The organism is Clostridium sp. C8-1-8 (genome assembly GCF_009928445.1).
In the GTDB taxonomy this organism is placed as follows: Bacteria; Bacillota; Clostridia; order Clostridiales; family Clostridiaceae; genus Clostridium_AR.
In genome coordinates this window covers 277,081-289,173 of record NZ_JAABNO010000002.1, presented here as the reverse complement: position 1 = coordinate 289,173, position 12,093 = coordinate 277,081, and the positions used below count along the sequence as shown (strand labels likewise).

Here is a 12,093-nt window from a genome sequence, read left to right as displayed (position 1 = left end):
TTTCAATAACTTAAGGTTCTTTTTTGTACCCACCTTAAATAATCTTAACTCAAATTTGTTCAATTTCAGGAAACCATAGACTTATTTCTTTTTCAGCACTTTTTGCACAGTCAGAGGAGTGTACTGAGTTCTCAGTTTTGTTTACTCCAAACTTTTTTCTTATGGTTCCATACTCAGCCATCTCCGGATTAGTGTTACCATTTAACTTTCTTATCTTCTCAATAGCATTCTGTCCTTCAAAGATAGCTACAATTAGTGGGCTCCTAGTTATATACCTTATAAGCTCATCAAAAAAAATCTTGCCGCTATGTTCAGCATAGTGAGTCTTTGCCAGTTCTTCATCAACTTTAATCATCTTAAGCGCAATCAGTCTAAGTCCATTACTCTCATATATGTCTATTATTTTTCCTGTAACATGTCTTTCTACCGCATCTGGCTTTATAAGAATTAGACTTTTTTCTATATGTCCCATACTACCCTCCTGTTATAGATGACCAATTCATAATAAAATTTATATTTTCAAAATCTTCTCTCAGAAATCACAGGAGTTTTGAAAATATATTTCAGCTTGAAGTGGCACATCTTTAATGTTACTCCTCTAATATTATTGTATTTAACACGTTTTAAAATGTATCCATTAGAATGCCTTATATCTGTAATTTTTGCTCTTTTTCACAAAAAATAAACACTTATATGTATATTTTATAAATAAACTTTCATTCGGTTAATATTATGCTTTTTTCTACGATAATATATTTATATTTGTTAAGTGAAATAAAAATCTGTTATAATTCTATTAAATAAATCTTGAGGAGGAATGACTATGATACGCTATCATATCATTGTCCAAGGAAGGGTACAGGGTGTAGGCTTTAGATATTTTGTTCAATATACTGCATCTCTGCTTAATATAACAGGTACTGCTACAAACCTTGATAATGGCGATGTAGAAATCTATGCACAAGGTGATAATGAGCATGTAACTGCATTTTTAGCTAGAGTTAAGAGAGGTAATGGCTTTTCAAGAGTTATTGATTGTGAAGTTCAAGAAATGCCTACAATCGAAAAAGAAAAATCTTTTAAAATAGTTTAAATCCTTGTGGATTATAAAGAACAAAGTATGCCGCCTGCCATTCTTTCTTCACATACGTTCATAACAAGCAGATGCGCAAAAAAATCACTGAAGGTCGCTTCAGTGACTTTTTTACTTCATTTAATTATTCTTCTGAATTAAGCTGTTCTAACACATAGTTAGGAAGTGCAAAAGCACCAACATGAATATTGGTATTGTAATACTTTGTCTTTAGGCCACGTTTTTCAAAGTTTGCTGCATTAAAGTCCTTGATAGGATGAAGGGCCTTTGATGCAAATCCAAATAACCAATGTCCAGAGGCATATGTAGGCATATGGTACTGATAAGCCTCACAGATTGGGAATATTTTCTTTAGTTTTGAATACGCCCTCTTCATTTCTCTTGAATTATTAGGATAATAAGGACTTTCTCCTTGATTAACTAATATTCCTTTTTCGGTAAGAGCCTTAAAGCAATTATTATAGAATTCAACAGTAAATAGTCCTTCTCCAGGTCCTATTGGATCAGTAGAGTCAACTATTATAAGATCATACTCATTTACTTTTCCTTCAACAAACTTAATTCCATCTTCAAAGTATAAATTCACTCTTGGATCATCAAGTTTTCCTGCTGTAAATGGTAAAAATTCCTTCGAAGCCTTAACAACTACTTCATCTATTTCCACCATATCTATTTTTTCTATAGTTTCATACCTTGTTAGCTCTCTAACAGTTCCACCATCACCTGCGCCTATTACTAATACTTTTTTAATGTCAGGGTTTGTAGACAATGCTACATGTGTAATCATCTCGTGATATATAAACTCATCTTTTTCAGTAACCATAGTCCAACCGTCTATTACTAGAACTCTTCCGAATTCGTAAGTATCTATTACTTCTATCTCTTGAAATGGACTTTTTTCCGCATATAGATGACTTTTTACCTTCATTGAGAATTTTACATTAGGTGTCTGATTTTCTGTATACCACAATTCCATTTTAATTCCTCCAAACATTATTCATTCATTGGCTTATGTGTAACATCTACATTGTCATATTGGCCATCAGAATAGTTTTTTATCTTTTCTATAATTCCTCTTGATACTTCAGTTGATTCACTTCTTTCAGCCTTCAGCATATCTTCTAAATAGTTAAATGCCTTCCATGGGTTAACACTATCACCACAGGTATATAAATCAACAGATGCATAACCGTACTCAGGCCATGTATGAATTGTTAAGTGAGACTCTTGTATAATTACTGCACCACTAACTCCCCATGGATTAAACGTATGAAAACAACTTGTAACTATAGTTGCACCTGATTTCCTTGCAGCTTCGTTCATGTATTCTTCTATCAAACTATGATTACTGATTACATCCTTATCACAATTATAATATTCCACCAATATATGTCTTCCAAGTTGCTCAATTTTCATAATAACCCCTCCTAATATTAAAGAAACCTAGTATTAAAAATATTAAAATTTAATATAAATATTTGCGTATTTATCTTCTAAACTCAACTAAACTCTTGGTTTAATAAAGTTTACTTTTACTAAACCAAGAGTTTATCAATATTAAGTACAAATAAAATATATCATATTTTAAAAATTTGTCAATAGCTTTTAGAATATACCCATATTCTTCTTTTTCCCCATGGATTTAGTAGATATAAAGAAAAATAGACTGCATTATACAGTCTATTCATTAGTATCAGTATGTACTTTCCTTGGCTTATCTTTTCCTAACTTCCTTGATTCTTTTGAGTATCCTATCTCATTAGCAGTTTCTATTTTCATATTCTCTAATTCTTTCTTTGTCTTAGGATTTGACTTTTTATTATTCTTACTATTTTTATTATTTTTATGAGACATGTATAACCCTCCTTATAATAAGCTACTATAATATTAAACTACTGTATTAATATTATTAGTACTTTTTGAAAGCCTATACCTGAAACATATTAACAAAGATTTTTACAAGTTATATATATAAATTATCTAAGTACCAAAAACTATAATTCCTCCCATAAATCTTCTATAGAAGGATAGTCACCAAATATCTTATCCATTAAATCTTCTATATCATCATCTTCCCAGGTAGTATGCTTTTCTACCTTTTCCAATTTAATAAGGTTATCATTTTTATCTTTTTTTATCAAAATCTTTTCAGAACATTTCTCTATATAGTCATCTATATGCTCTTTAACAGTATTTTCAAATTCTAAAGTTATATGTCTTTCATTGTTCTCGTCTCTGAAGTCTACCACTACTCTATGCTGTTTTCTCAAAAGCTCCAAAAAATCCTTATGGTTGTCGTCCCCATAGTCAAACCAAATATCATATATATTATCAAAATTCTCTCCAAACTTTATTATAATCGCATATACATTGCATTTCTTGTCACCGATAGAAGTGCTTTTTATCCCTATGGGAGTATCTTCATTTATTGATACTAGGTCTTCTTTTCTCTCTTTAATTATTATGATAGGAAATAAATTTTCTTCTATCCCCACAACTAATGGAGTTACACTGCCACAAGGTCTCTCTGCTATAATATCATTTACTGTTAAATCAACCATAAGCACATCTCCTTAACTTAATCCTTATCATAGTATTATACTTCAAATGGAAATAATTATACAATAGAAAATTTCTATATATAGTTTACAACAATATTGAATTTCTATATATGTTGCTACTGGATAGGCACTTTGCTATAATAAAGTAATAACTTGTTTAAATTGGGGGTATTTCTATGAAAATTGATTTTATAAAATGTCATGGTTCAGGAAATGATTTTATATTAATAGATGAACTAAAGGAATCACTTAATATAAGTGAAAATGATAGGATAAACTTAGCAATCGAATTATGTAACAGAGAAAAGAGCATAGGAGCAGATGGTATTTTATTTGTACAAAGTAGCTCTTTCTGTGATGGGAAAATGAGAATATTTAATGCCGACGGTTCAGAACCTGAGATGTGTGGTAATGGGTTAAGATGTGTAGGTAGATATCTAATAGATGCTCTAGGAAAAGATTTTATAACTGTTGAAACTATGAAAGCAAAATATGATGTAAAAGCTGTTTCTGAAATATTTAATGGAGTAAGAACAGTAGAAATCGAAATTGACACTGTAAGCTTTGATGTTACTACGCTTCCACTTAATCATTCAAAAAGCACGTTAATAAATGAGGCACTCCTAGCTTTATCCGAGGATCTAGTGTTTACAGCTGTTAGCATAACAAACCCTCATATAGTAACATTCATTGAAGACTTAAGCAGAAATGAAATAACAAGGATAGGCAAAGAAGCAAACACAAATAAAACTGTATTTCCACAAGGAGTAAATGTAAACTTCGTAAAGATAATTGACAACAATAGCATATATGTAACTACTTATGAACGTGGTGTAGGTATAACTAAATCCTGTGGAACTGGTATGACTGCTTCAAGTGCAGCATATTGTCTAAATAACCCTGGTCAATATTATAAGGAACTTAACATATACAACGATGGCGGAATGATAAAAATATATGTTAACAAAGACGAACTAAACAATTATAAGATTAGATTTATTGGCAACGGCTCTTACGTATACTGTTCTACAGTAGAAGTAGATGATAACTTTAAAGTAACCTCCCTATCTGATAAAAAAGACTTTGAAGACGAGATCTCAAGCTACAATGAATTTTTAAAGTATACTAAGGAAGTAATCTCCAAGTAATTATTTATATATACTTTTTATATTACAGAGTTCTATCACGAAGTAGATATTAAAATGTTCCTATACTGAAACTTGATTTATACTTGTTGAAAATTACTAGCTTTTGGCACCTTCTAGCATATGTAAATTAATAGTTTAGTTAATAACTCTATAGCTATATAAAAATTCACATTAGATATTATTATCTAGCAAAGCAAGAAAAGCCATTATCATTTTTGTGATTATGGCTTTCATTTTATTGCTTTTTTGCAATATATTAAAGTACCTATTTATTAAGTTTTATATCTTTTCTCATATTTAGATCTCTTTGTCAGTACCTTCGAATGCATTTATATACATTTGTCTTATTTCGCCCATAAGAGGATATCTTGGGTTTGCTCCTGTACATTGGTCATCAAAAGCCTGCTCAACCATTTCATCTAAAGTAGCATAGAACTTTTCTTTAGAAACGCCCCATTCTGATATTGTTTTTGGCATTCCCACTCTAGCTTTAAGGTCATCTATAGCCTTAATTAAGTTATGGATTTTTTCTTCTTCTGAATTTCCACCAAGCCTTAAGTAATCAGCTATTACACTGTATCTCCACTTAGCATTAGGATATCTATATTGCGGAAATGCAGTCTGTTTTCTTGGATCATCCACTGCATTAAATTTTATTGTTTCATTTATTAGTAATGCATTTGCAACTCCATGAGGTACGTGATGCATTGAACCTAACTTATGTGCCATTGAGTGACAAACTCCTAAGAATGCATTTGCAAAAGCCATTCCAGCTATTGTAGCCGCATGAGCCATCTTCTCTCTAGCCTTTATATTTGTAGTACCTTCTTCATAAGCCAGTGGCAAATATTTAAATATAAGTCTAATAGCCTCTAAAGCTAAGCCGTTTGTATACTCTGAAGCTAAAACTGATACATAAGCTTCTATAGCATGAGTTAAGGCATCAATTCCAGATGCAGCAGTTAAACTCTTTGGCATATTCATCATAAGCTCGGCATCAATTATTGCCATTCCTGGAGTTAACTCATAATCTGCTAATGGATATTTTATTCCTGTCTTTTCATCTGTAATTACTGCAAAAGGAGTTACCTCCGATCCAGTTCCTGCAGATGTAGGTATTGATACCATCATAGCCTTACGACCTAACTCAGGGAACTTATAAACTCTCTTTCTTATATCCATAAACCTCATAGCTAAATCTTCAAATCTTACATCTGGATGCTCATACATCACCCACATAATCTTAGCACAATCCATAGGTGATCCACCACCTAAAGCTATAATTACATCTGGTTTAAATTTATCCATCTGTTCTGCACCGTTCTTGGCAGTTGCTAGTGTTGGATCCGGCTCTACGTCATAGAACACTCTAAAATCAACATGACCTTCCTCTAAAACTTTTATAGCCATATCAGCATAACCTAAATCATATAGAACCTTATCCGTAACTATAAAGGCTCTCTTCTTACCCATATCAACTAATTCCCTTAATGCTACAGCAAGAGATCCATACTTAAAATATATCTTCTCCGGCACCCTGAACCAAAGCATATTTTCTCTCCTCTCAGCCACATTCTTGATATTTAGTAAGTGTTTAGGGCCAACATTTTCTGACACTGAATTTCCTCCCCATGAACCACAACCTAATGTTAAAGATGGCGCTAGCTTGAAATTGTATATATCTCCTATGGCACCTTGAGATGCTGGCATATTTACTATTGTTCTTGCAGTCTTCATCATATTCCCAAAGCTTGTAATTCTATCAGCACTTCTTGTCTGGTCTGTATACAATACTGAAGTATGACCAAAACCTCCAAGTTCTACTAACCTTGAAGCTTTTACCAAAGCGTCTTCAAAGTTTTCAGCTTTATACATGGCTAGTACTGGAGATAATTTTTCATGTGAAAATGGTTCCTCTAACTCAACAGATTCAACTTCTCCAACTAAAACTTTAGAGTGCTTTGGCACTTCAACACCTGCAAGCTCTGCAATTTTATGTGCAGACTGGCCAACAATATCTGAATTCAAACCACCTTTATCATTAAGTATTACTTTTCTTACCTTCTCTGTTTCCTCTTCATTTAAGATATAAGCCCCTCTATCATAAAGCTCCTTTTTCACCTCATCATAAATTTCTTTTAATACAACTAAGGCTTGCTCAGATGCACAAATCATACCATTATCAAAGGTTTTTGAAAGCAATATAGAGCTTACTGCCATTTTAATATGAGCAGTCTCATCAATTATTACTGGTGTATTTCCTGACCCTACACCTATGGCTGGTTTTCCTGAAGAATAAGCAGCCTTTACCATCGCTGGTCCCCCAGTGGCAAGTATTATATCGGCTTCTCTCATAACCATTTGTGAAAGCTCTACTGATGGCTCATCAATCCATCCTATAATATTTTCTGGTGCTCCAGCCTTAACTGCAGCATCTAGCACAATTTTAGCAGCAGCAATCGTTGATGCCTTAGCTCTAGGATGAGGAGAAAATATTATTCCATTCCTTGTCTTTAGGGATATTAGAGCCTTAAAAATCGCAGTTGAAGTTGGATTGGTAGTAGGTATTATTGCAGCCACCACACCAATAGGCTCCGCCACTCTTGCTATACCAAATGCTTCATCATAATCTAGAAGGCCACAGGTTTTATCATTTTTATATTTATTGTATATATACTCTGAAGCAAAGTGATTCTTAATTACCTTATCCTCAACTACACCCATACCAGTTTCTTCTGCTGCCAATTTTGCTAGAGCTATTCTTGCATTATTAGCAGCCATAGCTGCTTGCCTAAAAATTTCGTCCACCTTTTCCTGACTATAAGAAGCAAAAGTTCTTTGAGCTTCTCTTACCTGTTCTATTCTTTGCATTAACTCCTCTGAATTAGTTACCTTCATACGATAATTTTCCTCCTTTCAAAAATACAACATAATTCTTGTTGACTGTGTTTAAAAACAATACATACGCTTATTAATATTAAAGCCTTATATAAGCGTATTATTCTCAACGTATGCCTAATAATATTCCATCTTATTATCAGTATATTTATAAGCTGAATTCATAGTTATAGGTTTCCTAACTATATTAATTATATTTATATATATTTTCTAAAGGCTTAATATTATAATGTTCTTGTATACTAAAAACTTCTAAATAAAGGGGGCTTCTATGAAAGCAATAACTTCTAAGATTACAAGTAATATGATTAAATATTTCAATGGAGACATCAAAAGAATAAATCATGCCTTAAAGGTGCATTCCTTTGCCAAACTTATTGGTGAATTGGAATACATAGATATTGATAAACTTTTTATTGTAGAGATCTCCTCTATATTGCATGATATAGGAATAAAAGTAAGTGAAGAGAAATATAATTCTTCAAACGGAAAGTACCAAGAAATAGAGGGGCCTCCTATAGCAAGAAGTATTTTGATGGATTTTGATATACCTGAAGAAACTATTGATAGAATTTGCTATCTTATTGGAAATCATCATAGCTATGATAAAATAGACGGATTAGACTTTCAGATTCTCATAGAGGCCGATTTCCTAGTAAATATATATGAGGACGAAATTCCTATGGAAAATATATATACTATAGAATCAAAAATATTCAAAACGAATACTGGTAAGCAATTGTTAAATTCTATATATAAATTCTAGATTTAATATAAATGACTGAAGAATAAAATCTGCATTTTAAAAGGCTCCTCTCAGAACACAGAGGAGCTTTTAAAAATAGATTTCATGTTGAATTAAATCATTGATGATTAACCACTGAATTTCAAAACAGTACTTTTAGTAGATACGTAATTTAATCTCTTTAGCCTTTTAGAATAGCTTTATATTATACTTGTCCAACATGAACTCTTGAAACATTTGATCGCATTCGCACTTACCTTCACAGTTAAAACTACCACCGTTTAAATTTGCAATAATTGCTTTTCTTATAGCTTCCACTCTATTTATAGCTGGCGCAGTGAGTTTCTCTACTATTTCAATACCTAATAATACCATTATTGGAACAAATAACATATTAGTATAATCTTTAAAATCCACATACAACTTAAGTAACCCTATAATTATTATAGAAGGGTACATTACAGTTCTAACTTTTTTCATATTCTCTGCAGGACCTAAAGCCTTTATAAGACTAGCTACATTTTTTCTGCATGCAAAGGTCATATGCTTATAAAATTCTTGTTTTTCTATATCTCCCATATTATCTCTACTAAACTTTTATAAACTCTAAGGATTTATTAGCCTATAGATTTATGTATGCTTAGTTAAAGTTCCCCCTTTCTTTTCTCTATATTTTAAATGTATGCTCAAGAAAGTAAATGAATTCTATTAATTAATTACAACTTAGAACATAAAACAATATAATTTGCTTCACAGCTAATATCTTTTATAAGATGTTAACATATAGTGACTTTCACTTATTTACAAGTATTATCCAATCTACAGAGACAATTTTTTATAACAGCTAAGCTATAAAAAAAGATATTATACAAATTTGCAAAGTAACAACTTATATGTTATCATAAAGTTGTTACTTATAAAACAAGGAGGTTAATTGATGATTGAATTTAAGAATATATCAAAACAGTTTAATAATAAAAAAGTAATAGATAATTTTAATTTATCTATAGACGATGGTGAGTTTGTAGTTTTAATAGGTCCAAGTGGTTGTGGTAAAACTACACTACTAAAGATGATTAACAAGTTAAACACCCCAACTTCGGGTGAAATATTAATTAACAATAAAGCTATTTCTACAATTGACACTATTGAACTTAGAAGAAATATAGGTTATGTAATACAAAACACAGGATTATTTCCACATATGACTGTTAAAGAAAATATAGAACTTATCCCTATATTAAAGGGTGAAAGTTTAGAATCTATATCTAATAACTGTAAGAATCTATTATCTATGGTTGGATTGAATCCTATTGAATATCTCGATAGATTCCCGGAAGAATTAAGCGGTGGGCAAAAACAAAGGGTTGGTGTTGTAAGAGCACTAGCAACAAATGCAGATATTATATTGATGGATGAACCTTTTAGTGCACTTGATCCGATAACTAGGAACTCACTTCAAGAAGAATTATTTCAAATGCAGCAAGAATTAAAGAAAACAATTGTTTTTGTTACTCATGATATGGATGAAGCTATAAAATTGGGTAGTCGGATATGTATATTAGAAAATGGCAAGATAGCTCAATATGATACTCCAGAAAATATACTAAAAAAACCATCAAGCGACTATGTTGAAGATTTTATAGGCAAAAATAGGATTTGGAATAGTCCCTCATTTATAAAAGCGAAAGATATAATGATAACAGATCCTATAAAAACAACACCTAAAAGAACAGTACTACAAGCCGTTGAAATTATGAAATCGAACAAAGTTGACAGCATTCTTGTCACAAATAAAAATAATGAACTTATCGGACTCATAACATTAAAACAGTTAAAGCTAGAAAATCGGTCAGCTTTTATAGAAGATTTAATGATTAAAGATATAACAAAAATTGATGAGGAAACAAACCTTATAGAAGTTTTGACACTGATGAACGAGCAAAAAATAGGTTACGCTCCAGTGGTTGATTCAGAAAATAGACTTAAGGGATTGATTACGAGGACAAGTATCCTCTCTACAATAAGTGCTCATCTAATAGATTTGGAGGTGAGTTTCTAATATGAATTTTCTAAATTTTATAAGTAATCGAAAAAGTGATATTTTTCAATTATTATTTCAACATTTATATTTAACTGTCTTTGCAGTTTTAGTAGCAATAGTAATTGGAGTTCCTTTAGGTATATTAGTATCAAAATCTAAAAACTTATCAAAGCCTATAATAGGGTTAGCAAATATCGTTCAAGCTATTCCTTCTTTAGCACTTCTGGGATTTTTAATTCCTTTTGTAGGTATAGGAAGCAAGCCCGCAATAATAATGGTAGTGCTATATTCACTGTTGCCTATTATAAAAAATACCCATACAGGACTAACCAATATAGATCCTGATCTTATAGAAGCTGCTATGGGGATAGGGCTCACAAAACGCCAAATATTGAATAAGGTACAACTACCTCTTGCCCTTCCAGTAATAATGGCTGGTGTAAGAATTTCTGCTGTTACCGCAGTAGGACTTATGACCATTGCTGCTTTCATCGGTGCTGGCGGATTAGGTTACTTAGTATTTTCAGGAATACAAACTGTTGACAATAATATGATTCTATCAGGTGCAATACCAGCTTGTATCTTAGCCTTAGCGATAGATTTTATATTTGGTAAACTAGAGAAACTTTTATCTTATAAAAACAATAAAGTTAAGAAATATAAATCAGCTCAACAGAAAAAAAGATTCTATAACTCTAAATTATTTAAATTTTCTAGTATACTAATAGTTATATTAATTTTAAGCTCAGCTATAGGCTATAATTATCATATGAAATCTAAAAGTATTACTATTGGCTCTAAAAACTTTACAGAACAGCTTATACTTGGAAATATGTATGCAGATTTAATAGAAGAAAAAACTGATTTGAAGGTAAATAGGAAATTAAACCTAGGTGGTACTCAAGTAGCTTTTGGTGCATTAAAATCAGGAGATCTTGATTTATATGTTGAATACACTGGTACAGGGCTTATAGATATATTAAAAGAACCTTTATCCAATAATTCTGATAAAGCCTACGATATTGTAAAAAAAACTTTTAAAGAAAAATATGCTATAAACTGGCTAAAGCCATTAGGTTTTAATAATACTTATACCCTAGCGGTTACTAAAGGATTGGCAAAGCAGTACAATTTAGAAACCTTTTCAGACTTGGCAAAAGTAAGTGATAAGTTAACACTTGGCCCTACAATAGAATTCTCAAACAGAGAAGATGGTTTGTTAGGTCTGGTAAAGACATACAATATGAACTTTAAATCTGTAAAACCTGTAGATGGCGGGCTGAGATACACCGCTCTTAACAGTGGAAATTCAGATGTTATAGATGCTTTCTCTACAGATGGCTTAATAAAATCTTTTGATCTTAAGGTTCTTAAAGACGACAAGGCCTTTTTCCCGCCATATTATGCTGCACCACTAGTAAGGCAGGATACATTAGATAAGCACCCTGAACTTAATAAGCTTTTAGATTCACTGGCTGGCAAATTAAATGATGAGACCATGAGAGGCTTAAACTATAAAGTAGATAAATTGAACCAGTCTCCCGATGATGTTGCAAAACAGTTTTTAATTGATCAAGGTTTAATAAATAATTAAATATAATTTC

12 protein-coding genes are annotated in these 12,093 nt (G+C 31.6%); 5 read left to right on the top strand and 7 right to left on the bottom strand.

The window, feature by feature from the left end; genetic code table 11:
- Positions 1-49: 49 nt before the first annotated feature.
- Positions 50-472 (bottom strand): nucleoside-diphosphate kinase, encoded by a 423-nt coding sequence (gene ndk, locus GXK57_RS03060; protein WP_160671238.1) that lies wholly within the window; start codon positions 470-472, stop codon positions 50-52.
- 351 nt (positions 473-823) lie between these two features.
- Here ndk and GXK57_RS03055 point away from each other — a divergent pair, with 351 nt between their 5' ends.
- Positions 824-1,093 carry an acylphosphatase gene (locus tag GXK57_RS03055; protein WP_160671235.1) on the top strand — a complete coding sequence of 90 codons (270 nt, stop codon included), beginning with the start codon at positions 824-826 and terminating at the stop codon, positions 1,091-1,093.
- Positions 1,094-1,217: 124 nt separating this feature from the next.
- On the opposite strand, the gene speE is transcribed toward GXK57_RS03055, so the two are convergent.
- The 4 genes from speE to GXK57_RS03035 all read right to left on the bottom strand — a co-directional run bounded on the left by speE (position 1,218) and on the right by GXK57_RS03035 (position 3,654).
- Positions 1,218-2,069, bottom strand: coding sequence for a polyamine aminopropyltransferase (speE, locus tag GXK57_RS03050; protein WP_160671232.1), 852 nt, complete (start codon positions 2,067-2,069; stop codon positions 1,218-1,220).
- 17 nt (positions 2,070-2,086) lie between these two features.
- Complete coding sequence (gene speD / locus GXK57_RS03045) at positions 2,087-2,503, bottom strand: adenosylmethionine decarboxylase (RefSeq protein ID WP_279285474.1); 417 nt, start codon at positions 2,501-2,503, stop codon at positions 2,087-2,089.
- Positions 2,504-2,773: 270 nt separating this feature from the next.
- Positions 2,774-2,947: a small, acid-soluble spore protein, alpha/beta type gene (locus GXK57_RS03040; RefSeq protein ID WP_160671224.1), complete on the bottom strand. Its 174-nt coding sequence runs from the start codon at positions 2,945-2,947 to the stop codon at positions 2,774-2,776.
- 140 nt (positions 2,948-3,087) lie between these two features.
- The gene (locus GXK57_RS03035; RefSeq protein WP_160671221.1) at positions 3,088-3,654 is read right to left on the bottom strand and encodes a hypothetical protein; all 567 of its coding nucleotides are present in this window, start codon (positions 3,652-3,654) and stop codon (positions 3,088-3,090) included.
- A 176-nt stretch (positions 3,655-3,830) separates the two neighbouring features.
- Between GXK57_RS03035 and dapF the strand changes: the two genes are divergently transcribed.
- The gene (gene dapF / locus GXK57_RS03030; RefSeq protein WP_160671218.1) at positions 3,831-4,802 is read left to right on the top strand and encodes a diaminopimelate epimerase; all 972 of its coding nucleotides are present in this window, start codon (positions 3,831-3,833) and stop codon (positions 4,800-4,802) included.
- Between the two features lie 297 nt (positions 4,803-5,099).
- Here dapF and adhE read toward each other — a convergent pair whose 3' ends face one another.
- Positions 5,100-7,700: a bifunctional acetaldehyde-CoA/alcohol dehydrogenase gene (gene adhE / locus GXK57_RS03025; protein WP_160671215.1), complete on the bottom strand. Its 2,601-nt coding sequence runs from the start codon at positions 7,698-7,700 to the stop codon at positions 5,100-5,102.
- A 271-nt stretch (positions 7,701-7,971) separates the two neighbouring features.
- Between adhE and GXK57_RS03020 the strand changes: the two genes are divergently transcribed.
- Positions 7,972-8,466: an HD domain-containing protein gene (locus tag GXK57_RS03020; RefSeq protein ID WP_160671212.1), complete on the top strand. Its 495-nt coding sequence runs from the start codon at positions 7,972-7,974 to the stop codon at positions 8,464-8,466.
- A 168-nt stretch (positions 8,467-8,634) separates the two neighbouring features.
- Here GXK57_RS03020 and GXK57_RS03015 read toward each other — a convergent pair whose 3' ends face one another.
- A complete protein-coding gene (locus GXK57_RS03015; protein ID WP_160671210.1) occupies positions 8,635-9,024 on the bottom strand; it encodes a hypothetical protein in 390 nt (129 codons plus the stop codon).
- A 358-nt stretch (positions 9,025-9,382) separates the two neighbouring features.
- Between GXK57_RS03015 and GXK57_RS03010 the strand changes: the two genes are divergently transcribed.
- Both GXK57_RS03010 and GXK57_RS03005 read left to right on the top strand, forming a co-directional pair.
- Positions 9,383-10,507 (top strand): ABC transporter ATP-binding protein, encoded by a 1,125-nt coding sequence (locus GXK57_RS03010; RefSeq protein ID WP_160671207.1) that lies wholly within the window; start codon positions 9,383-9,385, stop codon positions 10,505-10,507.
- A gap of 1 nt (position 10,508) precedes the next feature.
- Positions 10,509-12,083, top strand: a complete 1,575-nt coding sequence (locus tag GXK57_RS03005; protein ID WP_160671204.1) for a glycine betaine ABC transporter substrate-binding protein — start codon at positions 10,509-10,511, stop codon at positions 12,081-12,083.
- Positions 12,084-12,093 lie beyond the last annotated feature (10 nt).